21 protein-coding genes and 2 tRNA genes are annotated in these 22,011 nt (G+C 60.1%); 11 read left to right on the top strand and 12 right to left on the bottom strand.

The window, feature by feature from the left end; genetic code table 11:
- Positions 1 to 44: 44 nt before the first annotated feature.
- The 5 genes from rsmG (at position 45) to serS (ending at position 5,197) form a co-directional block, all read left to right on the top strand.
- On the top strand, positions 45 to 752 hold the full coding sequence (rsmG, locus tag MTP42_RS14550; RefSeq protein WP_005929169.1) for a 16S rRNA (guanine(527)-N(7))-methyltransferase RsmG: 708 nt from the start codon (positions 45 to 47) through the stop codon (positions 750 to 752).
- A 157-nt stretch (positions 753 to 909) separates the two neighbouring features.
- Positions 910 to 1,704, top strand: coding sequence for a ParB/RepB/Spo0J family partition protein (locus MTP42_RS14545; protein WP_005929172.1), 795 nt, complete (start codon positions 910 to 912; stop codon positions 1,702 to 1,704).
- 193 nt (positions 1,705 to 1,897) lie between these two features.
- A complete protein-coding gene (locus tag MTP42_RS14540; protein ID WP_156068944.1) occupies positions 1,898 to 2,749 on the top strand; it encodes a ParA family protein in 852 nt (283 codons plus the stop codon).
- A 3-nt stretch (positions 2,750 to 2,752) separates the two neighbouring features.
- Positions 2,753 to 3,622, top strand: coding sequence for a ParB/RepB/Spo0J family partition protein (locus MTP42_RS14535; protein WP_117476658.1), 870 nt, complete (start codon positions 2,753 to 2,755; stop codon positions 3,620 to 3,622).
- Positions 3,623 to 3,865: 243 nt separating this feature from the next.
- Positions 3,866 to 5,197 (top strand): serine--tRNA ligase, encoded by a 1,332-nt coding sequence (gene serS, locus MTP42_RS14530; RefSeq protein WP_005929185.1) that lies wholly within the window; start codon positions 3,866 to 3,868, stop codon positions 5,195 to 5,197.
- Positions 5,198 to 5,328: 131 nt separating this feature from the next.
- On the opposite strand, the gene MTP42_RS14525 is transcribed toward serS, so the two are convergent.
- From MTP42_RS14525 to MTP42_RS14490, 8 genes are all read right to left on the bottom strand, one after another.
- Positions 5,329 to 5,403, bottom strand: a tRNA-Glu gene (locus MTP42_RS14525).
- Positions 5,404 to 5,494: 91 nt separating this feature from the next.
- A tRNA-Met gene (locus tag MTP42_RS14520) sits at positions 5,495 to 5,571 on the bottom strand.
- 161 nt (positions 5,572 to 5,732) lie between these two features.
- Positions 5,733 to 6,401, bottom strand: coding sequence for a hydrolase (locus MTP42_RS14515; protein WP_097769909.1), 669 nt, complete (start codon positions 6,399 to 6,401; stop codon positions 5,733 to 5,735).
- 150 nt (positions 6,402 to 6,551) lie between these two features.
- Positions 6,552 to 7,208: an HAD family hydrolase gene (locus MTP42_RS14510; protein WP_215697484.1), complete on the bottom strand. Its 657-nt coding sequence runs from the start codon at positions 7,206 to 7,208 to the stop codon at positions 6,552 to 6,554.
- Positions 7,209 to 7,301: 93 nt separating this feature from the next.
- Positions 7,302 to 8,678: a PH domain-containing protein gene (locus tag MTP42_RS14505; RefSeq protein ID WP_249257662.1), complete on the bottom strand. Its 1,377-nt coding sequence runs from the start codon at positions 8,676 to 8,678 to the stop codon at positions 7,302 to 7,304.
- Complete coding sequence (locus MTP42_RS14500; protein WP_249257661.1) at positions 8,675 to 9,106, bottom strand: hypothetical protein; 432 nt, start codon at positions 9,104 to 9,106, stop codon at positions 8,675 to 8,677. Before MTP42_RS14500 ends, MTP42_RS14505 begins: the two co-directional genes overlap by 4 nt.
- Positions 9,103 to 9,768: a potassium channel family protein gene (locus tag MTP42_RS14495; protein ID WP_005929193.1), complete on the bottom strand. Its 666-nt coding sequence runs from the start codon at positions 9,766 to 9,768 to the stop codon at positions 9,103 to 9,105. The genes MTP42_RS14500 and MTP42_RS14495 overlap by 4 nt, the downstream gene beginning before the upstream one ends.
- Before the next feature lie 47 nt (positions 9,769 to 9,815).
- A complete protein-coding gene (locus tag MTP42_RS14490) occupies positions 9,816 to 10,229 on the bottom strand; it encodes a potassium channel family protein (RefSeq protein ID WP_097769913.1) in 414 nt (137 codons plus the stop codon).
- 252 nt (positions 10,230 to 10,481) lie between these two features.
- On the opposite strand from MTP42_RS14490, the gene MTP42_RS14485 reads away from it, so the two are divergent.
- Both MTP42_RS14485 and MTP42_RS14480 read left to right on the top strand, forming a co-directional pair.
- The gene (locus tag MTP42_RS14485) at positions 10,482 to 11,312 is read left to right on the top strand and encodes an undecaprenyl-diphosphate phosphatase (protein ID WP_249257660.1); all 831 of its coding nucleotides are present in this window, start codon (positions 10,482 to 10,484) and stop codon (positions 11,310 to 11,312) included.
- A gap of 159 nt (positions 11,313 to 11,471) precedes the next feature.
- Positions 11,472 to 12,596 carry a DUF362 domain-containing protein gene (locus MTP42_RS14480; protein ID WP_249257658.1) on the top strand — a complete coding sequence of 375 codons (1,125 nt, stop codon included), beginning with the start codon at positions 11,472 to 11,474 and terminating at the stop codon, positions 12,594 to 12,596.
- 69 nt (positions 12,597 to 12,665) lie between these two features.
- On the opposite strand, the gene MTP42_RS14475 is transcribed toward MTP42_RS14480, so the two are convergent.
- Positions 12,666 to 13,253 (bottom strand): hypothetical protein, encoded by a 588-nt coding sequence (locus MTP42_RS14475; RefSeq protein WP_227611717.1) that lies wholly within the window; start codon positions 13,251 to 13,253, stop codon positions 12,666 to 12,668.
- 259 nt (positions 13,254 to 13,512) lie between these two features.
- Here MTP42_RS14475 and MTP42_RS14470 point away from each other — a divergent pair, with 259 nt between their 5' ends.
- From MTP42_RS14470 to MTP42_RS14455, 4 genes are all read left to right on the top strand, one after another.
- Positions 13,513 to 15,054 carry a PTS transporter subunit EIIC gene (locus MTP42_RS14470; RefSeq protein ID WP_156070916.1) on the top strand — a complete coding sequence of 514 codons (1,542 nt, stop codon included), beginning with the start codon at positions 13,513 to 13,515 and terminating at the stop codon, positions 15,052 to 15,054.
- A 156-nt stretch (positions 15,055 to 15,210) separates the two neighbouring features.
- A complete protein-coding gene (locus MTP42_RS14465) occupies positions 15,211 to 16,527 on the top strand; it encodes a M18 family aminopeptidase (protein WP_249257657.1) in 1,317 nt (438 codons plus the stop codon).
- Entirely contained in the window at positions 16,524 to 17,468 is a 945-nt protein-coding gene (gene gluQRS / locus MTP42_RS14460; protein WP_249257656.1) for a tRNA glutamyl-Q(34) synthetase GluQRS, read from the top strand. Before MTP42_RS14465 ends, gluQRS begins: the two co-directional genes overlap by 4 nt.
- Positions 17,469 to 17,687: 219 nt before the next feature.
- Positions 17,688 to 18,716: a leucine-rich repeat domain-containing protein gene (locus tag MTP42_RS14455; RefSeq protein WP_249257654.1), complete on the top strand. Its 1,029-nt coding sequence runs from the start codon at positions 17,688 to 17,690 to the stop codon at positions 18,714 to 18,716.
- Positions 18,717 to 18,774: 58 nt separating this feature from the next.
- Here the strand turns inward: MTP42_RS14455 and MTP42_RS14450 are convergent, their stop codons facing one another.
- The 3 genes from MTP42_RS14450 to MTP42_RS14440 form a co-directional block, all read right to left on the bottom strand.
- Positions 18,775 to 19,428, bottom strand: a complete 654-nt coding sequence (locus tag MTP42_RS14450) for a phosphatase PAP2 family protein (RefSeq protein WP_249257653.1) — start codon at positions 19,426 to 19,428, stop codon at positions 18,775 to 18,777.
- A 270-nt stretch (positions 19,429 to 19,698) separates the two neighbouring features.
- Complete coding sequence (locus MTP42_RS14445; RefSeq protein ID WP_156070907.1) at positions 19,699 to 21,057, bottom strand: MATE family efflux transporter; 1,359 nt, start codon at positions 21,055 to 21,057, stop codon at positions 19,699 to 19,701.
- A 91-nt stretch (positions 21,058 to 21,148) separates the two neighbouring features.
- On the bottom strand, positions 21,149 to 21,946 hold the full coding sequence (locus tag MTP42_RS14440; RefSeq protein ID WP_249257652.1) for a hypothetical protein: 798 nt from the start codon (positions 21,944 to 21,946) through the stop codon (positions 21,149 to 21,151).
- Positions 21,947 to 22,011: the final 65 nt, after the last annotated feature.

Genomic DNA, 22,011 nt, shown 5'->3' with positions numbered 1-22,011 from the left:
GTAGAAAGAGAAAAGAATTGCCTAAAACGAAAAGGGACAGATAAATGATCGATAAGAACAGATTAGAGCAAAAATGTTCCATGTGGAACATTGCGCTGACCGGGGAACAGCTGGACCAGCTGGATGCCTTTGCGCAGATTCTGGTGGACTACAACCAGAAGGTCAATCTGACCGCCATTACCGACCCGGAGGGCATTGAGGACAAGCACTTCCTCGACAGCCTGCTGTTTGCCAGCCAGCCCGAGGTAGCAGGGAAGATGGTGGACGTGGGTGCCGGTGCCGGATTCCCGGGCATCGTGACAAAGATCTACAAGCCCGAGCTGGAGCTGACCCTGATGGAGCCCACCGGCAAGCGGGTGGAGTTCTTGAAGTATGCCTGCGCTCAGCTGGGCCTGACCGGGGTGGAGTTTGCCAAGGAGCGCGCCGAGGAAGCCGCCCGCAAAGCATGGCGGGAGCAGTTTGATCTGGCCTCTGCCCGTGCGGTGGCGGCTCTGCCCATGCTGGCCGAGTACTGCTTACCGCTGGTCAAGGTGGGTGGCAGCTTCCTTGCCATGAAAGGCGCTTCCGGCGAGGAGGAGCTGGCCGCTGCCCGCGGTGCCATCCGGAAGCTGGGCGGCGAGTACAAGGAGACCCGCACCCTGCATCTGCCGGGCGGCGATACCCGCACCCTCATCCTCTGCAAAAAGATTTCGCAAACTCCGACAGCCTACCCCAGAAACGGTGGAAAGATCGCAAAGTCTCCGCTGAAATAACGCAAAACCGCAAGATAAATGCCAAGCCCTGCCGAACGATTCTTCTGGCAGGGCTTTTTGATTTTTGGTACACTGGAACTGCAATGAGTGAGTTTTCCACCGTTTCCCGGGAAACGGTGGAAAACTGCGTCACATTTCAGCGAAAGGGGAAAGAATCATGTTTGAATGGAAGAAATCTGCCGGAAAGATCTACACCCTGCCAGTGGAAAGCATCCGTCCCTCGCCGTTTCAGGCTCGGACTGTTTTTGATGAAAAGGAGCTGGCGGGGCTGGCCCAGAGCATCCGGGAAAACGGCCTGCTTCAGCCCATCTCGGTGCGGAAGGTCGAGGGTGGTTACGAGCTGGTGGCAGGGGAGCGGCGGCTCCGCGCCTGCAAGCTGGCCAGGATGGAGACCATCCCGGCCATCCTCTGTGACTGCGGCGACCAGCGGACTGCGGCGCTGGGGCTGCTGGAAAACATCCAGCGGGAAGACCTGAACCCCTTTGAGCAGGCACAAGGGCTGCGGGATGTGATCGCCCTTTGGGACTGCACCCAGGCCGAGGCGGCCAAGCGGCTGGGCATGGCACAGCCCACCCTTGCCAACAAGCTGCGGCTGCTGCAGCTGACCACCGACCAAAGGCAGTTCGTGCTGGACAATGGCCTGACCGAGCGCCACGCCCGGGCTGTCCTGCGCCTGCCCGAGAACCGGCGGAGCGAAGCCCTTATCACCATTGCCAAGCGGCGGATGAATGCCCGGCAGACCGACCTGTACATTGAGCAGGTGCTCAATGCCGCCGCCCCGGGCAGACACCGCATCTCCATGGTCAAGGACGTGCGCATCTTTGTCAACACCATCGACCATGCCATCCGGCTGATGACGGACAACGGTGTGCCTGCCACGGCCCACAGGGAAGAGCGGGACGGCTATATCGAGTATACGGTGCGCATCCCAACCGCAGCCGCGCAAAGATAAAACGCATCGCAATTTTCACAAAAAATGCAATTCCACAGGGTTTTTACGCAAAATAATCAGGAAACAGGTTCAAAAAGCCGCGCTGATGTGCTATACTAGTCTTTAAAGGGGCTTTGCTGGTGGGAAAACAGCGAGGCCCGGCCTCGAATGTTCCACGTGGAACAAATAATTTTCCCGGGAGGAAACAAAGAGCGTGGCTAAAATCGTTGCAATTGCAAACCAAAAAGGCGGCGTGGGCAAGACCACCACGGCCGTGAACCTTTCGTCCTGCGTTGCGGCTCTGGGCAAAAAGACGCTCATCGTCGATCTGGACCCGCAGGGCAATACCACCACCGGTTACGGCATTCCCAAGCGGAGTGTCGATGTGGGTACTTATGAGCTGCTGATCGGTGAGGCGGAGGCAAAGGATGCCATCCGCAAGACCGAGTTCCGTACCGATGTCATCGGTTCCAACACCCGGCTTGCGGGTGCGGGTCTGGAAATGATCGACCTGCCGGGCCGCGAAAGCCGCCTGCGCAAGGCGCTGGCCTCGGTGCAGAAGGACTACGACTTCATCTTTGTGGACTGCCCGCCCAGCCTGGATCTGCTCACCCTGAACGGTCTGTGCGCCTGCGACAGCGTGCTTATCCCCATCCAGTGTGAGTATTACGCACTGGAGGGCCTGTCGGAGCTCATCAGCACCCTCAAGACCATCCGCAAGAAGTACAACCCCTATCTGGACATCGAGGGCGTGGTGTTCACCATGTTCTCCGGGCGGTTCAACCTGACGCTGCAGGTGGTGGATCAGGTCAAAAAGTATTTTGGCTCCAAGGTCTACAAGACCACCATCCCGCGCACCATCCGGATCTCGGAAGCGCCCAGCTACGGCCAGCCCATCAATTTCTATGAGCCCAAGGGCAAGGGCAGCGAGGCCTATATGGATCTCGCCATTGAGTTCGTAAAGAACAACCGCCCGCATGAACCGGCACGCCGCCGCACAAAAGGGAACAGTGCCCCCGCCGAGCAGAAAAGCGCACTGGAACAAGTGAAGCAGGGGGAAGCGTAACCTATGGCAAAAAAAAGAGGAGGACTGGGCCGGGGCCTGGAAAGTCTGTTTGAGGACACAGCCCCCAGCTTTGAGTCCGATAACCGGATCGAGACACTGCCCCTGCGGGAGATCGAGCCGGACCCGGCCCAGCCCCGCAAGACCTTTGATGAGGAAACGCTGGCAGAGCTGGCGGCCAGCATCTCAGAGCACGGATTGCTGCAGCCCATCGCGGTGCGGCCCCACGGGGTGGACCGCTATCTCATCGTGGCCGGTGAGCGCCGCTGGCGTGCCTGCCGGATGGCGGGCCTGACCGAGGCACCCGTTGTCGTGAAGGATGTCACAGATGAGCAGGCCATGGAGCTGGCGCTGGTGGAAAACCTTCAGCGCGAGGATCTGGACCCGGTGGAAGAAGCACTGGGCATCCGGGAGCTGATGACCCGCTGTGACCTGACCCAGGAGCAGGCCGCCCGCAAACTGGGCAAGAGCCGCAGTGCGCTGGCCAACAGCCTGCGTCTGCTCAACCTGCCCGAAACGGTGCTGGAGCTGCTGAAGAGCGGTTTTCTCACCACGGGCCACGCAAAGGTGGTGCTGGGCCTGCCCACCCCGGAGCTGCAGGAGCAGGCGGCACAGATCATTGCTGACCATGAGCTGAATGTCCGGCAGGCAGAGGCCCTGTGCAAGAAGCTGGCCAAGCCCCCCAAAGAGCCTGTGGAGCCCGCCCCGCGCGGCACCCTGCCTGTGGAGGTGGAGGAGAGCCTGAAGCAGGCGCTGGGCAGTGAGGTCAATGTGGCCTACCACGATGGCAAGGGCAAGCTGACCGTCCACTTCTACTCGGATGAGCAGCTGAAGGCTTTTGCAAACTTATTAGGGCAATATCAGGTTGAGGATTAAACCTCTCCGTCATTGTTGTTGCCCAGTAGGAGAGGCCTTGGCAGCCGATGGAAGCTTTTCGTATACGCCAGAGGCTCCCCTGCTAGGGGAGCTGGCGGGCGTAAGCCCGACTGAGAGGTTGTACGAAGGCAAGCCTGCCCGAGAAGAAAAACATAGCGATCTAAGGCGCACGCCGCCTTTGAACGGCATGGGAAAGGGCTTACCCGCCCCATGCGAACCGAAATAGAGTAAGGAGAGTAAATCATGCTTGATATCAAATTTGTCCGTGACAACCCGGATGCTGTCAAGGAAAACATCAAGAAGAAGTTCCAGGATGCCAAGCTTCCTCTGGTGGATGAAGTCATCGAGAAGGACGCAAAGTACCGCGAGTGCCTGAAGGAAGTTGAGAGCCTGAAGGCTGCCCGCAACAAGCTGAGCAAGGCCAACGGCCCCCTGTTCGGTCAGCTGAAGAAGTGCACCGATGAGGCCCAGAAGGCCCAGCTGCAGGCACAGATCGATGCCAACAACGCCGCCGTCAAGGCCGATGCGGACAAGATGGCAGAGCTGGAAGCCGAGGAAGCCAAGCTGGCTGACCGCATCCAGGAGATCATGTACACCATCCCCCAGATGATCGACCCCAGTGTGCCCATCGGCCCCGATGACACCTACAACGTGGAGGCTCAGCGCTTTGGCGAGCCTGTGGTGCCCGATTTCCCCATCCCGTACCACACCGAGATCATGGAGAGCTTTGACGGCATCGATATGGACGCTGCTGGCCGCGTTGCCGGCAATGGCTTCTACTACCTGTTGGGCAACATTGCCCGCCTGCATGAGGCTGTGCTGGCCTACGCCCGCGACTTTATGATCGACAAGGGCTTCACCTATGTCATTCCTCCCTTTATGATGCACGGCAACGTGGTGCAGGGCGTGATGTCCTTCCCCGAAATGGATGCCATGATGTACAAGATCGAGGGCGAGGATCTGTATCTGATCGGTACCAGTGAGCACACCATGATCGGCCGCTTCATCGACCAGACCCTGGACGAGGCTACTCTGCCTCTGACCCTGACCTCCTACAGCCCCTGCTTCCGCAAGGAGAAGGGCGCACACGGCATCGAGGAGCGCGGCATCTACCGCATCCATCAGTTCGAGAAGCAGGAGATGATCGTGGTCTGCCGCCCCGAGGAGAGCGCCGACTGGTACGAGAAGCTCTGGAAGAACTCCGTGGAGCTGTTCCGCAGCATGGAGATCCCCGTGCGCCAGCTGAACTGCTGCTCCGGCGATCTGGCTGACCTGAAGGTCAAGAGCTGCGATATCGAGGCCTGGAGCCCCCGCCAGCAGAAGTACTTTGAGGTCTGCTCCTGCTCCAACCTGGGCGATGCACAGGCACGCCGCCTGCACATCCGCGTCAAGGGCAAGGACGGCAAGACCTATTTGGCCCACACCCTGAACAACACCTGCGTGGCTCCTCCGCGTATGCTGATCGCCTTCCTGGAGAATCATCTGCAGGCCGATGGCTCCGTGACCATCCCCAAGGTGCTGCAGCCCTACATGGGCGGCCTGGAAGTTATGGTTCCCACCCACAAGAAGGGTTGAGCCTGAACTTTTCCACAAAGCACTCATAAAATGTTGAAACCCCCGCCGTCCGCGTGATGCAGACGGCGGGGGTTTGTTGTGTAGAAAAAACAAAAAGAAAAAAGCTCCTGATTTTTCAATCAGAAGCTTTTTGGTGACCCGTACGGGAATCGAACCCATGTTACAGCCGTGAAAGGGCCGTGTCTTAACCGCTTGACCAACGGGCCTCAAAAACACAGAGCTTCGCTAAAACCTCCGACATCCATCATCCACTACTGCGGACGACCGTCCCCCTTATCTTAGCGAAACTCTGTAACGTGGTAGCGGTAACTGGATTTGAACCGGTGACACTTCGGGTATGAACCGAATGCTCTAGCCAACTGAGCTATACCGCCATATTTATTTTGTGCACTTGAACAGTGCTTTATTATTATAGCCAATCGACTGCGATTTGTCAACAATTATTTCGCAAAAATTCAAAAATTTCTGAAATATCTCCTTTCATGGCGTAAAAAAGACGCTGTAACAGAAAAAACGTTACAGCGTCTTGCGTAAATCATTCCCGGTATTTCTCCATCATTTCCTTGAACAGCACAGCCGGGGAGGGCGGCGTGTAGGTGATGGCGTTGGCACCCGCCGCAATGGTGGCGGAAATGCTCTCGCCGGTCTTGCCGCCGCTGGCGATGATGGGCACATCCGGGAACTGCTCCCGGATCTTTGCCACCACCCGGGGCGTGTCGGTGCTGCAGGCCACATTCAGGATGGATGCCCCGGAATCAATGCGGCTTTGGATGTTGGTATCCTCTTTTGTCACTGTGATGATGACCGGGATGTCCACCACCCGCGAGACCGCCAGCAGGTTCAGGTCAGAGATGGGGGAATTGAGCACCACGCCCATGGCACCCTGGCTCTCCACGTCGCGGGCAAGGTTCAGGGTGCGCACGCCATGGGTGGTGCCGCCGCCCACACCGCAGAACACCGGGATGTAGGATGCCTTGATGATGGCATCGCTGATGGCCTGCTGTGGCGTGAAAGGATAGACCGCGAACACCGCGTCCGCGTCGCAGTTGCGGATGATGGCAAGGTCGGTGGTGAATACAAAGCTTTTCAGCCGCCGCCCGTTGATGACGATGCCGCTGGCGGCATACACCTCCTGGGGCATTTTCAGGATGTTGTGGCGCAGGCGGCTCTCTACGTTGGGGGAAGTTTTCTTTTCAGCTGCCATGGGCAAGTCCTCCGTTTCTCAATGGTTTCAAATAGGAACTATATTATAGGAAAACAGGGGAGTTTATGCAAGAAACATCCTGTGAACAGTCTGCAAATAAAAATCGACCCTCTCCGTCCGTGCTTCACAGCACCGGAGAGGGTCGTTCCTTTAATGTGTTCTAACGTATTCTAAAATATCCTCAGGCACGCCGGCCAATGCATCGGCTCCGGCAGCAGTCAGTTCTGCGCGGCCCCGGAAGCCCCACAGCGCCCCCATGGCAGGCAGACCGGCATTGTGCCCGGTCAGGATATCTACATCGCTGTCGCCCACAAACAGGGTGCTGGCAGGGTCTGCGTGCAGGTCCTGCATCAGACTGTAAACACCGGTGGGGTCGGGCTTGGTGGGCACGCCCGGGCGGCTGCCCCGCACCAGAACAAACCGACCTGCCCCGAAATAATGCTCGATGATCTTGCCGCACAGCGGGTCAGCCTTGTTGGAGAACACCGCGCACTGCACGCCCGCGGTGTTCAGCGCGTCAATGAGGGCAGCAATGCCCGGGTAAGGCGCGGTCTTGTCCTCCTTGTGGGCATCGTACCGGGCGGTAAACTCCGCCAGCGTAGCGGCCAGCTGCTCCGGTGTGCGGGCTTCGGCGGGCGAAAACCGCTCCACGAGCTTCGGGATGCCGTTGCCCACCATGTGCTTGAACTGCTCCACCGTAAACTCCGGCCACCCATGCTGTGCACACACCCAGTTGCCTGCATCAGCCAGGTCGTCGATGGTGTTCAGCAAAGTGCCGTCCAAATCAAATAATACTGTATGAATCATAACAATTTTACTTCCCCTAAAAACAATAACGTTATCTTTATGCCAAGGGCTCCCCTGATTGGGGGAGCTGTCGCCGATCGGCGGCTGAGAGATTTAATTCGTTTCCATAAATCTGAAAAATTTCTCCGCATCCCGCAGCGGCACGCTCCTCACCCTGAGTTTTACCCAGCCGGGAAAGGTCAGGGTCAGGTTGGTGCGGCCAACGCTGGCAGCCCAGGGGCTTTGTGCTGCGGTCAGGCAGACATCTGGGTGAAACACACAGATGCAATGCAGGTAGAGCCCCTGCTGCCGCCGCAGGGTCATGCGGCCCTCCCGCAGCCAGAGGCCCTCCCGCCGGTAGCCGGCCGCGGCTCCGGCCAGCAGTGCCCCAAAGAAGAGCGTGGGGATGAGCAGGGTCAAGGTCAGCTGGGGCAGCACTGTGGCCGAGACCAGCGTCAGCAGGAGGCAGAGGGCAAAGGGAATGCCTGCCGGTGCAAAAAAGATGAGACTGCGCTGCTCGGTGCGGGCCAGCAGGTCGGGCGGCATCCGGAACTCCGGCAGCAGCTCCCGGAACAATGCCTCCTCGCCGCTGCGGTAGACGAACAGCGGCAGCTCGGGGGAGCAGCCGCCCGCCGTTACAAAGACCGGCCAGCGTTTCATCAGCCGGGCGGCGGGGGAGATGCGGACATCTGCAAAGCTGATCTCGCTTGTCCGCACCCGGCACTCGAAGTGCCCCAGCCAGCCGCCCCGGCTGCCGATCTGGTCGGCTGTGTGCCAGACAGTGTAGTGCACGGTCTGGGCAAAGCTGCGCATCAGGCTGGCCCCCAGCAGAAAGCCAGCAGCTGCCAGCAGCCACGCCGCGCCTGCAGGGAGCCACCGCGCCGCGAAGCGGGCCAGAAAGCTCACCTGGATCTGGGCAAAAACGGCAGGGTTCCAGTCTGGAACATCCCGGGTCTGGCGCACGGCCAGCACGAACAGGGCCAGCGTGGAGAGGCCGTTGGCCCCCAGAAAACCCAGCGCCGCCCGCTCCCCTCCGGCGGGCCGGTGCTGGGTAGGATTTACCAGAGGCATCAGCTGGTCTGCCACCGCCTCGGCATCGGCTTTGGGCAGGCAGACCGAAAGGGTGTGCTTTTGCGCCGCGCCCACCGGGTAAAGGGTCAGGCGGCTTGCCCCGGCCATCCGGTAGAGCAGGGGCCGGTCGATGGTCAGTGCAGCCAGCATCTCGCCCCGCAGGGCACGATCCAGCCGGATGCCCAGCCGCCAGTGCAGATGAAAGACTCCGGTGTCATCCATGCTCCAGCTGCTCACACGCAGGATGCCCCAGCTCACGGCGCAGAGCAGAAGAAACAGCAGCGCATCCTGCCGCAGAGCCGTGTGCAGGGCTGTCCAGTTCCGCTCAAACAGCACCTGAACCAGCGGCAGCAGATAGACCACCAGCGTCTTGCGCAGAAACCGCAGAACGGTAAAGGGGTGCAGGCGGCGTTCGTTCATCGGATCTCCTCCGCAAGGGCATGGGTGAGGGCAGCGGCCTGCTCTGCCGGGACCGCCGGTAAAATAAGCCGCGTGCCCGGTGCCGTGATGACGACCACCGATACCCCTGCCAGCCGGAGCAGCGGCGTGCGCAGCCGGAACAGCCCCGTTACGGCCCTGCGGCGGACCGCCCGCCGCAGCGGGAAGACGATGCCTGAGTACACCGTCAGGGTCTCCGCGCCCAGCGCGGCGGCATAGCTGCAGGCGCGCTGGTACACCACCGCCACCAGTGCGGCCCAGAGCAGGCAGAACACCACCCCGGCGGGCATGCTCTGCCAGAACACAAAGGGAGCCGCCAACAGGCCCGGGATGGCGGCCCAGCAGCAGAGCACAGCCCGGCCCCGGGGCGGGATGATGAGCGCCGTGCGGCGCAGCTCCCGCTCCGTCACTTGCTGTTCAGCTCCCAGGCATCGGTCAGCAGGTGCAGGGTATCGTCCTGCGTCAGCACCAGGATGCGGTCCCAGGGCAGCAGAACGGTGTTGCCGTGGGGGATGATGAACTCGGTGTCGCGGGTGATGCTGACCAGAATGGCATCGCCGGGAATGGGCACATCCATGATGGCCTTGCCCGCAAACTTGAAGTTCTCGGGCAGCAGGATCTCGTTCAGGCTGGCCGTGCCGCCGCCCAGGCTGAGCAGCTGGCGGATGGTATCCGTTTCGATCTCCCGTTCCAGAATGTGGCTCAGGTTGTCAGTGCCGCAGACCACGGTGTCCACGCCTAAGGTGTGCAGCAGCTCCCGGTTTTTCGGGTTGGAGGCCCGGGCCACGGTGCGGTCTACACCGAACTCCCGCTTGGCGATCTGACAGGCCACGAGGTTGTCCTCGTCCGAGCCGGTCACGGCCACAAAGGCGTTGCAGCTGCCAACATCGGCGGTGCGCAGGGTGTCCACGCTGATGGAATCGCCGCAGATCACGGGGATGTCCAGCGAATCTGCCAGCATCCGGCACTGGGCCTCGATGGGTTCAATGATGACCACCGAATGGTGGTTCGTCAGCAGGCTCTGGGCCAGATACCGCCCAACACGCCCGCCGCCTGCAATACAAACTTTCATATTGACACCTCGTATTACTTTGGGTAAAACTTCTCCTGAGCTAAACCTCACTTCGCCAGCGCACGGAACACGGCCTGTTCTGTCAGGATGGTGGGGCAGATCGTGTCCAGCTCGTAGGTCTTGTGATAGAGCACCTGCAAATGCGGGTCAGAGACGCGGCAGATGACCTTTTCGCGCCGGAAGATGTTCTTTGCAATCTGTGCGGCCATCAGGTTCACGGAGTCATCCTCGCACACAGCAGCCACCGCGTCGCAGTTCTCCACGCCGCCCTGCTTGAGGATGTCGGGATCGGTGGGGTCGCCCACAAGGGCTGTGCCGCCAAAGGAATAATCATCAAAGCTGTCCAGCCGCTTGAGCTGCTCGGGGTCCTTTTCGATCAGGGAAATATCATGGCCGATGCGTTCCAGATCCCGCACCAGTGCCGCGCCCACCTGGTCGCAGCCGATCACCAGAATATTCATGGATGTCACCTCATTGTTCAAAATCTGTTTTTATCTGGCCCGGCATTCCGTGTCAGAAGGAAACACAGGGAAAAACGTTGTGTCCAGTATAGCATATTTCCGGCGGCAGATAAATACAGAAAAAGCAGACAGCGCTCCTATATAAAATTTGTGATTTTTCATGCGCAGGCTCTCAGAATATGATATACTGGAAAGCGAACCCAATCTGAATGTGTGCAGAGCGCCTGTGCCGCTTTGCAGGGAGGAGAACCCATGTTTCTTGAAATACTGAAAGCCATCCTGATGGGCATTGTGGAGGGCATTACCGAGTGGCTGCCCATCTCGTCCACCGGTCACATGATCCTGGTGGAGCAGGTGGTCAAGTTCAACGCCAGCGAGGAGTTTATGTCCATGTTCCGCGTGGTCATCCAGCTGGGTGCCATTCTGGCCGTGGTGGTGCTGTTCTGGAATAAGCTCTGGCCCTTCGGCCTGCGCCATGGCCGCGTCTGCTCCAAACCTGCCGTCTGGCAGCTCTGGTTCAAGGTAGTGGCCGCCACCATCCCGGTGCTCATCATCAGCCCGCTGGACGACTGGTTTGAGATCCGCTTCTACAATTACATTACAGTCGCCGCCATGCTGATCCTGTACGGTGTCCTCTTCATCCTTGTGGAGAACCGCCGCACCGCCCCGCATGTCACCCGGCTGGAACAGATCACCTACCGCGAAGCCTTCATCGTCGGCGTGTGGCAGATGCTGGCCATCATCCCCGGCACCTCCCGCTCCGGTGCCACCATCGTGGGCGGCCTGCTGCTGGGCCTGTCCCGTGCCTGTGTGGCCGAGTTCACCTTCTTCCTCGCCATCCCGGTTATGGCGGGCGCGTCCCTGCTCAAGGTGGTCAAGTTCGTCCTCTCCGGCGCTGCGATGACCGGCACCGAGATCGCTGTCCTCGTGGTGGGCTGCGTGGTCGCCTTTGTGGTCAGCCTTGCCGCCATCCGCTTCCTGATGGATTACGTCAAGCGCCATAACTTCAAGTTCTTCGGCCTCTACCGCATCGTGCTGGGCCTGATCGTCCTGGCCGTGGCCGCCATCACCGCCATTGCGTAAATCGCTCCCCAAACACCCCAGCCGCCCGCACGGGCGGCTTTTTTGCGCCCTGGGGCAGTTGCCCCGGCCCCGGCCTTGTGTTATACTGGAGCCATAAAGAGAGAACCCGGCGGCGGGAGAGTGCCGCGCCTGAAATTGTCAAAAACGGAGGAGATCCCTATGGAAGCATCGACTGTATATTACACCGACTTCCGGTGTCCTGTGGGCACCAGCCTGACCGAAAAACTGCGCCGCCTGTGCATTGCGGCGGGCATCAAGAGCATTGATATGGACGGCAAGTTCGTGGCCATCAAGATGCACTTTGGTGAGCTGGGCAACCTGGCCTTCCTGCGCCCGAACTACGCCAAGGTAGTGGCAGACCTGTGCAAGGAGCAGGGTGGCCAGCCTTTCCTGACCGACTGCAACACGCTGTACCCGGGCAGCCGTAAGAACGCGCTGGAGCACCTGAGCTGCGCGCAGGAAAACGGCTTCTGGCCCATGACCACCGGCTGCCAGATCATCATTGGCGATGGCCTGCGCGGTACCGATGAGCTTGAGGTGCCCGTGCCCAACGGCGAATACTGCAAGACCGCCAAGATCGGCCGCGCCATTATGGATGCCGACATCTTCATCAGCCTGACCCACTTCAAGGGCCACGAAGCGACTGGCTTCGGCGGAGCCATCAAGAACATCGGCATGGGCTGTGGCTCCCGTGCGGGCAAGATGGAGCAGCACTCCTCCGGTAAGCCCGCCGTGCAGGAGGAGATCTGCCGCGGCTGCCACCGCTGCGCCAAGGAGTGCGGCTCCGATGCCATCCGCTACAATGAGAACAACAAGGCGGTCATTGATTACGAAAAGTGCAAGGGCTGCGGCCGCTGCATCGGTGCCTGCAACTTCGATGCCATCTATTCCATCGACAGCAGCGCCAACGAGGAGTTGGACCGCAAGATGGCAGAGTATGCCGCCGCCGTCTGTGCAGACCGCCCCTGCTTCCACATCAGCCTGGTGCAGGATATCAGCCCCAACTGTGACTGCCACGGAGAGAACGATGCCCCCATCCTGCCGGATATCGGCATGTTCGCCTCCTTTGACCCCGTGGCGCTGGATCAGGCCTGTGCCGATGCCTGCCTGAACGCACAGCCCCTGCCCAACAGCCAGCTGGGCCAGAACCTTGCAAAGCCCGGCTGGAACTGCCACCACGACAACTTCAAGGATTCCAACCCCAATGTCGAGTGGAAGGCAACGCTGGATCAGGCCGAAAAAATCGGCATGGGCACCCGCCAGTACACCCTGAAGAAGATCTGAACATAAAAATAAGCCCGACAACGTCGGGCTTATTTTTATGTCTCTTGCATTCAGGAGCAGACGGAACGATCAATACTCGCTGGAAGCCGGGACCAGTACGTCAATGACATCGGCCAGGGCCTTCCAGTTTTCCTCGGAACAGCCGGGCAGCTCTTTGGCATCCAGACCGGCATCCTCGATGCGGCCGGTCATGCTGTCCTTGTCGGTCAGCAGGGTCTCGGCATCGGCCTTGATGAGCGGCCAGGCATCGGCAAAGCTCTGCTGGTCATCGGCGCTCAGGCTGTCGAACCACTGGGTATAGGCATCTTTGATGTCGCTGACCGGCTGGATGCTCATGTTGCAGCCATCGGCCCATTTCAGCAGGGAAGCCGCCGCGATGACGGATTTCAGCGAGCAGCCGGACACGCCGGGGCCCCAGCCGAGGCAGGGGGCAAAGGCATCGTCCGGGTCAGAGAGGGAGAACAGGGAGTTCTCGCCTGCGTCCAGCGGGCCCACCTTGCCAGTGTCGGCGGTCACGGTGGAAGAGGGGATGCTCTCGCTTGCAGAAGCGGAAGAGCTGGAAGCGGCAGTGCTGCCGGAAGAGGTGCTGCAGCCTGCCAGCACGCCGCACAGCAGGGCGGCGCAGACCAGCAGGGAAAGAATACGCTTGCGAATCATAGGAAAGCCTCCTTTTATCGTGTTCCGGCCCATCTGCCGGAGAAACTGCTCTGGTACATTTCTAGTATACTGTTCTGCCGGGCTGTTGTCAATCGGCGTGCGCAGGACGATTTTTCACCCCGGCTGTGCAAACTATACAAACTTTTGTCGTTTTTTTCTCAGTCGGGCGGGATTGACATTTTTTGCGCTGGCGCGTATAATTCTGCCATGGTCAAACTGGGGGAAATGAGTGAAGAACCGGAAAAAGGGGGAGAAACGGATGCAGAAATTTCTGCGGCGGCTGGAACGCTTTTCACAGTCGCTGCTGTCGCCGCTGTCTTATCTTTCGGCGGCGGGCCTGCTGCTGGTGCTGGGGGCGCTGCTCACCAGCAAGCCCTTGTGTCAGGCGCTGCCGGTGCTGCAGTGGGCTCCGCTGCAGCTGGTGGGTCAGCTGCTCTACAACGGGATGATGGTGCTCATCAACAACCTCAGCGTCATTCTCTGCGTGGGGGTGGCTGCCGTGCGCGCCAAAACCGAAAAGCAGGATGCCGCCCTGCTGGCGCTGATGGCCTATCTGGTGTTCCTCACAGCCAACCACACCGCGCTGGAAGCGCTGGGACTGCTTGCCCAGCCGAACGGGATGACCGGCCTTGCGGGCACGGGCCAGACCACCATTCTGGGCATTCAGGTGGTGGACACCGGCGTGGCAAGCGGCATCGTGCTGGGCTTTGCGGCGGCATGGCTCTTCAACCGCACCTGCGAAAAGCAGTTTTATGGCATGATCACCCAGCTCTATTCGGGCCTGCGGTGGTCGTTTTTGTGGCTGTCGGCGCTGGCGGTGGCACTGGGGCTGGGGTTCTGCTTCGTCTGCCCACCGCTGCAGCGGGCGGTCAGCGCCCTCACGGGCTGGATCGCGGCTTCAGGGAACGCGGGTGTGTTCCTCTACGGCTTTCTGGAACGGCTGCTCATCCCCACCGGCCTGCATCACCTCATCTATATGCCCTTCCAGTTCTCCTCGCTGGGCGGCAGCCTGACCGTAGGCTCTGTGACCTACACGGGCGCTTACGCCGTCTGCATGACCGAGTACACCATGGGTCTGCCCCTCTCGGACGGCATCGTCTGGATGTACACCGGCTTCACCAAGACCTTTGGCTATCTGGGCATTGCAGCGGCCTTCATCTTCACGGCCCGCAGGGAGAACCGTGCCCGTACCGCCGCCGCTATGATCCCGCTGGCGGTCACGGCCTCGGTGGCCTCCATCACCGAACCCATTGATTTTCTGTTCTGCTTCGTTTCGCCCCTGCTCTGGGTGGCCCATGCGGTCATTACGGGCGGCTTTATGGTGCTGCTCCATGTCCTGCATGTCCGGGCCTTCACCTCCAACCTGCTGGGGTCGCTGGTGTTCAACCTGAGCGCCGGGGAGCAGCTGCAGAACATGCCGCTGCTCTATCTGCTGGGCTTTGCGGAGATCCTGACCTACTTTGCCGTGTTCAGCATCCTCATCAAAGTAAAGAATCTGCCTACCCCGGGCCGGGAAGCAGACCTCTCCGCAGACCAGTCCCCGTACGCCGACCCGCAGGAGGTGTGCCGGTTCATCGCCGCGCTGGGTGGGCCGGAGAACATCGCCCAGCTGGGAAACTGCTTCACCCGCCTCCGGCTCACGGTGCGGGATGCCTCGCTGCTGGATATGGGGGCTCTGCTCTCTCTGCCCCATAAAGGTCTTGTGGTGCAGGGCACCCGGGTCCAGCTGGTCTGCGGCCTGCACGCCGCCCAGCTCCGCCATGCGCTTGAACAGCAGCTTGCCGAGATGGCCCCGGTGTGATTGCTTTTTGATAAGAGAAACGGTATAATTGTGGCGAAACCTCTCAGTCGCCTGCGGCGACAGTTCCCCTAACAGGGGAGCCAAGAAAGGTGGCATTGCGAAGCAATGACGGAGAGGTTTAGCAATGGATAACCTGAAAATAAAGGAGAACATAAAATGCAGAATAACACCTTTTCCGTCGAAGGTCTCTTCGATTTCCTGAACGCCGGTGTCAGCGCCTTCCACTCCACGGCTGCGGCTGTGAAGATCCTGGAGGAGAACGGCTACCAGAACTGCCCCGAGAGCGCAGCCTGGGAGCTGGTGCCCGGCGGCAGATATTACACCACCCGCAACGGCTCTGCCGTGCTGGCATGGCGGATGCCCAAGGGTGAGCTGACCGGCTGGCATGTCACCGCCAGCCACAGCGATTCTCCCACCTGGCGCATCAAGCAGCTGGACGGCGGCAAGGACGCAGTCTTTGCCAAGGCGGAGACCGAGGGCTACGGCGGCATGATCATGCCCACCTGGCTGGACCGTCCCCTGAGCGTGGCGGGCCGCATTCTGGTCCGCACGGAGAACGGCATCCGGAGCCTGCTGGTCCACCCCGACCGGGCGCTGGCTGTCATCCCCAACCTCTGCATCCACTTCAACCATGACCTGAACAACGGCATGAAGTACAACCCTCAGGTGGATCTGCAGCCCATCTTTGGTGAGGCGGGCTCCACCCTGCGGGACGCTCTGGCTGAGGAGGCCGGGGTCAAGGCAGAGGACATCGTGGACGCTGACCTGGTGCTCTGCACCCGCGAAAAGGCCGAGCGCGTGGGCCTGAAGGGCGAATACTTCATGTCCGGCCGCATCGATGACCTGGAATGCGCCTACACCACCCTGTGGGGCTTCCTGCAGGGCCGCGGCGAGGAGGAAGGCCGGGGCGATATGTGGGTCATGTTCGACAACGAGGAGGTGGGCTCCTCCAGCCGGCAGGGCGCACAGGGCACCCTGATGGCCAATGTGCTGGCCCGCATTGAGGAAAAGCTGGGCGTGACCCGGGAGCAGAGCATCCGTGCCTGCACCAACAGCCTGCTGCTGAGCACCGACAATGGCCATGCCACCCACCCCAACCACCCCGAAAAGAGCGATCCCGCCAACGTGGCGGTCATGGGCGGCGGTGTGCTGCTGAAGTACAATGCCCGCCAGACCTACACCACCAGCGGCTTTACCGGCGCTGCCTTTGCCGAGATCTGCAAAAAGGCCGGTGTGCCGGTGCAGGTGGCCGCAAACCGCGCGGATGTTCCCGGCGGCTCCACGCTGGGCAACCTGCTGGGCCACCAGATCCTGATCCCCATGGTGGATATCGGTCTGGCACAGCTGGCCATGCATTCCGCAATGGAGACCGCCAGCTGCAAGGATGCCGAGTACATGGCAAAAGCCGTGGCCGAGTTCTATAACACGCCCATCTCCCAGCCTGTGGACGGCGAGTGGAAGCTGGGCCTGTGAGCGCTGTGACCGGGCGCTTTGCCCCCAGCCCCAGCGGGCGGCTGCATCTGGGCAATCTGGCCTGCAGCCTGCTGGCCTGGCTCAGCGCCAGAAGTCAGGGCGGGCGCATCGTTCTGCGCATTGAGGATCTGGATGCCGAGCGCTGCCCTCGCAAATATGCCGATGCACTGGAAGAGGACCTGCGCTGGCTGGGCCTTGTCTGGGACGAGGGCGGCAGCAGCGGCGGCCCCAACGGCCCCTATTACCAGAGCGAGTGCGCCGCCATCTACACCGAGAGCTATAACAAACTGGAAGCGCAGGGCCTTGTTTACCCCTGTTTCTGCTCCCGTGCCCAGCTCCATGCCGCCAGCGCACCCCACACCTCCGACGGCAATGTGATCTATCCCGGCACCTGCCGGGGGCTGACGGCGGAGCAAATCGCCGAAAAGCGCAAAAAGAAGGCCCCAGCCTATCGTCTCATGGTGCCCGATGAGGACATCACCTTCACCGATGGCTGTATGGGCCCCCACACCGAGAACCTGCTCCACGACTGCGGGGATTTCTACCTCCGCCGCGCCGATGGCGTGTTTGCCTACCAGCTGGCTGTGGTGGTGGACGATGCCCGGATGGGCGTGACGGAGGTGGTGCGGGGCGCGGACCTGCTCTCTTCCACCGCGCGGCAGCTTTATCTTTACCGTCTGCTGGGCCTGCCCGCCCCAAAGTTTGCCCATTGCCCGCTCCTGCTGGCTCCCGATGGCCGCCGCCTTTCCAAACGGGACGGGGACCAGAGCCTGGAAAATCTCCGGGCAAAGTATACGGCGGAAGAGATCGTAGGCAGGCTTGCCTTTGCCTATGGTCTCCAACCTGAACCGGCTCCCCGCACCCCGGAAAGCCTGATCCCAGACTTTTCCTGGGACAAGGTGCCAAAGCAGGATATCTGCCTGCCGGAAGGCCTGTTTTAAGCAGACCCACGATTTTTGCCATGTCTGTGCAAAGATCGTGGGTTTTTCTTTACAAAAAAACAATCTATGGTAAAATATAACTAGAGATTTTGCCGAAACAGAAAGGAGCCTGTTATGCGTAAAATGTTAAAAGCGTCGAGTTTGTTGATTTGTGCAATGCTTTTGTTCAGCGCATGTGCAGGCTCTTTGAATCTGAGACCGGGACCTTTCCGTTCGGAAATGCAGGATGTTTTCGTTCAGCAGACGACACTTACGGTTCCGGCCAGTCACGCCGAGCATGGGGAGGATTATGTCATTGAGTGGCAGGACCCTGTGATGGAAAAGCACGTCCGGAAATGGCTTGACCGCCCGAAGGGAGATATCTATCACAGCGATGTCTGGGATTATCAGCGGGTCTCGATAAATTCCGGAACCGGCGTAGGGGATCTCATCGTCAAAGATGCACCGGATGGGGTGGACATTGGAAGAAACGTCAACAGCAATGAGCAGCTGGCAGCCTGCGCAGTCAGCGTAGAGGGAACGTATGATCCGGTGACCTCTCTGGCAGACCTGCGGCATTTTGACAGCTTGCAGGTATTGTCGGTCAATAATAGAAGGGGAGCCCCACCCATTACAGATCTGACAGGTCTGGAGGAATGCAAAAATCTGATGCTTTTGAGTGTGCCCAGTGTGGAGAGCAGCGCATTCCCGACCTTTGCAAAGCTGGATTCTGTGGTAGAGCTGAAGTATGGCAGTGACGGGATCCGGGCGGATTCCAATGTCTCCGACCTTTCGGCGCTGGCGCAGATGAAGTCGCTGAAGATGCTGTGGATCACCGGCAGTGAGGTCGATCTGACCCAGCTGGCCGGAGCTGACTTGCGGGTCCTGAGACTGGACGTGACCCGGATCGGTTCGCTGGAACCGCTGAAGCAGATGGAAAATCTGAGCTTTCTGCAGCTGTGCCAAGGGCCGGAGATCGACAGCTTTGCCCCGCTGGCGGAGAGCAGTGTGCAGTATCTGAGTATGTCTCTCTCTCAGGGTGCACAGGAAGCCTACAAGGACATGGATTATACTCCCCTGACCCAGATGCCGCAGCTGATCTGGCTGGATCTGACCAACAACATCACGTTTGATACGGAAACCTGCAAAAGATTGCTGGCGAACGATACGGCTCTGAAATATCTGAACATTTCCTACACCCCGGCGGCCAAAGATGCCGAAGAGCTGGATACAGCGCACCTGAAAGAGTTCACTGCCCCGGCTCCGTAATGCCCCAAAATGCAAAACACCCATGCCAGCGCCGGCATGGGTGTTTTTCAATGCAGATTCAGAGCCGCTGGGGGATCCGGCTCTCGCTGCGTTCCAGTGCGGTCATGGCCGTATCCAGCGCCATGGCCAGCAGGATGCCCAGCAATACATCAATGCAGCTGTGCTGCTTGAGCAGGACCGTGGACGCGATGATGGAGACGCAGAGCACGGCGGAGGCGGGCCGCATCCAGCGGCGGCCCGGCGTTTCAAAGATGTGGCTGCGGTAGTAGGCCATCATCAGGGTGACGGAGTTGAACACATGGATGGAGGGGCAGACGTTGAGGGGCGTGTCGGTGGCATAGAGCATCCGCACGGCCTGAGCAAAGAGGTCGCTGCCGTATACCCGGTAGGGCCGCAGGTCCAGCCCGGTGGGCAGGATGACATAGCAGGCCAGCGCAATGGTCATGCCCGCAAACAGGGGCAGGCAGAGCCGCCAGAAGTCGGCCCGGGGCGCTTTCCACAGCAGGTAGAACAGGGTGAACGGGATCCACAAAAACCACGCAAAGTAGGGCACGATGGCATATTTGCAAAAGGGGATCAGGTCATCCAGATGGCAGTGCACCAGAACATCGGGCACGGCAATATGGACTTCGAGCCAATGGAACGCCGAAAGGTAAAACAGGAGATAAAACGCCATGAACGAAACGGGATGGCGGGAAAACCAGTTGCGCATGGAACACACTTCCTTTTCTGGAATGGGGGCCGCAGCCCCGCCTAAAGTTCTTTGCAGCGTATGATTATACCGCGCAAAGACGAAGAAAACAAGACAAAAAGCTGACAAAATCGTGAACACATCCGCGCGGAATTTGGTATGCTTTGGGGAAGCGGATGCAGGGGAGAGAAGCTTCTGCCTATTGATACGAGACAGGATGCAGGTTTCCTGCACAAAAAAGGCCCTCCCCGCCAAAACTGCAATGGCGGAAAGGGCCGGATATACGGAAACTCAGATCACCTTTTGTTCCATCCACCTGCCGCGGACAAAGCGGACGCAGAAGAACAGCGAGCGCATGGCCCAATCCAGGAACATGCCCATCCAGATGAACAGCAGGCCGCAGTGGAACTTAAGCACCATCAGGTAGCAGAAGGCCACCCGGAACACCCACATGGAGATGACGCTGACCGTCATGGTAAAGGCGGCATCTCCGGCGGCGCGCAGGATGTTGGGCAGGGTGAAGCTGGAGGGCCACAGGATCAGCGATACAGCGTTGAACCAGACCATCAGCTCCAGTGCCATGCCGTAGGCCTCCGGCGAGAGGTTGAACCAGGAGAGCGCCAGCTTGTTCAGGAAGAACAGGCCGGAAAGATTCATCAGCCAGTCCCCGGCGTAGGCGGTCAGGAGCAGCAGGCGGGAATAGCGCTTGGCCTGCACCTTTTCCCCGGCACCCAGACACTGGCCCACAACGGTCAGCGCGCCGATGCCCACGGCGGAGGCGGGCACGTTCAGGAAGCTGGAGATGTTGCCTGCCACGGCGTTTGCCGCAATGGCGGCGGTGCCCAGCGTGCTGGTCAGGCTGGAGACCGACAGCTTGCCGATCTGGAACATGCCGTTCTCAATGCCGGCGGGAATGCCGACTTTCAGGATGCGCTTGATGAGGTCGAGGTCAGGCTTCAGGTCGGTGAGGTGGTCGATGCGCAGCGCACAGTCCGGCTTCTGCAGCAGGAACATCACGGTGAAGCAGGCGATCATCCGGCTCACGAGGCTGGCAGTGGCCGCACCCATCACTCCCAGGCCAAACCTGTAGATCAGGATGGCGTTGCCGCCAATGTTCACCACGTTCATCACCAGGCTGGAAAGCATACTGATCTTACTGTTGCCCTGGGCGCGGAACAGGGCCGCACCGGCATTGTACACGCCAATAAAAGGATAGCTCAGGGCCGAGAGCAGGAAATAGGTCTCAGCGTAGCGCATCACATCCGCGTCAATGGAGCCGAAGATGCCCCGCAGGATGGCATGCCGCCCCACCGCCACGATGACGGCGGTGACCACGCTGAGCGAGATCATAATGAACATGATCTGTGCGGCGCTGGCCTTGGCCCGTTTGGGCTCCCGGTGGCCGATGTACTGACTTGCGACCACCGCGCCGCCGGTGGCCAGTGCGCTGAGCAGCTGGATCATCAGCACGTTGAAGGAATCCACCAGGCTCACGCCCGAAACGGCGGCTTCGCCCACCGAGGAGACCATCAGGGTGTCCGCCAGACCGATGGAGATGCTGAGGGCCTGCTCTGCCACCAGCGGCAGGAAAAGTGAAATGAGCTGTTGGCGGTTGAACAGCGGTCTTGATGTGGTCGATGCGTCTGTCATGGTGTCCTCCCTTGGCGCGTGGATTCAAACACACCCATGATAGCGCGGAATGACGTGAAAATCAAGATGTTGTATCCAACAAACCTGAAAATCAGGCAAACTCTTTGCTGGGGGTCAGGCTGGTGCCGTAATAAACAATGTAGTCGTAGGGGACCTGGGGGTTGTATGCGGCCAGATCGCCGTACTTGGCCAGAATGTCGTTCCGCAGGTTCTCCGGGGTGTAGGGCTGCCCGGCGGAAAGGGTGTCGGCGCAGACCGCGTTCCACATGCTCTCGGTAAAGGCGGCGCAGTTGAAGTAGGCCGACCAGTGGTCAGATTTGGCAAGGTTGCGGTTGACCACGTCCAGCTGGCCCTGATCCAGCGAGGTTTGGACAGCATAGATGTTCTGGTAGTAGGAATCGGCCAGATAGCGCTTGTAGTAGCCCTCCAGATTGTACCAGATGCCGGTGTGCTCCCAGCGGTTGCCGCGGGGGCTGAAGGTCATCTCGGTGTCGGGCGCGATCCGCAGGCCGCCCACCTCGATGTCATGGTCCGAAACGTTCTGCACCGAGAGGAAGGAGTGGCCGCTGGAATTGATGGAGGCATCGCCCCGGTCCTCGGCCCGGGCGTAGATGCGCAGCAGGGCCACGGCACCCTCGGCGGGTTCTGCACCGTAGGCCTGCACGGCAGATTTATGGTCGGCCTGTTCAAAATCGTAGGGGCCGCCGGTGCTGGTGGTAAAGCCGACGATGTTGCGGATCTGATCCTCAAGGGGGCTTACATCGGTGATGACACGTTCGTCCTGGGGGGCGGGCGTGGCGGCGGGAGCCTCGGCCAGCGCGGCGGTGCTGCCGGACACGCACAGGGCCAGTGTCAGGCAGAGGGAAAGGGCGCGGAACAGCTTTTTCATGGGGTGACCTCCAAAGAGAAAAAATTCAGGTCAAGGATAGACGATTTTTGGGGCGCTGTCAAGAA

It is taken from the genome of Faecalibacterium sp. I2-3-92 (assembly GCF_023347315.1).
Taxonomy (GTDB): Bacteria; Bacillota; Clostridia; order Oscillospirales; family Ruminococcaceae; genus Faecalibacterium; species Faecalibacterium duncaniae.
This window is presented reverse-complemented; position numbering and strand designations above follow the sequence as displayed.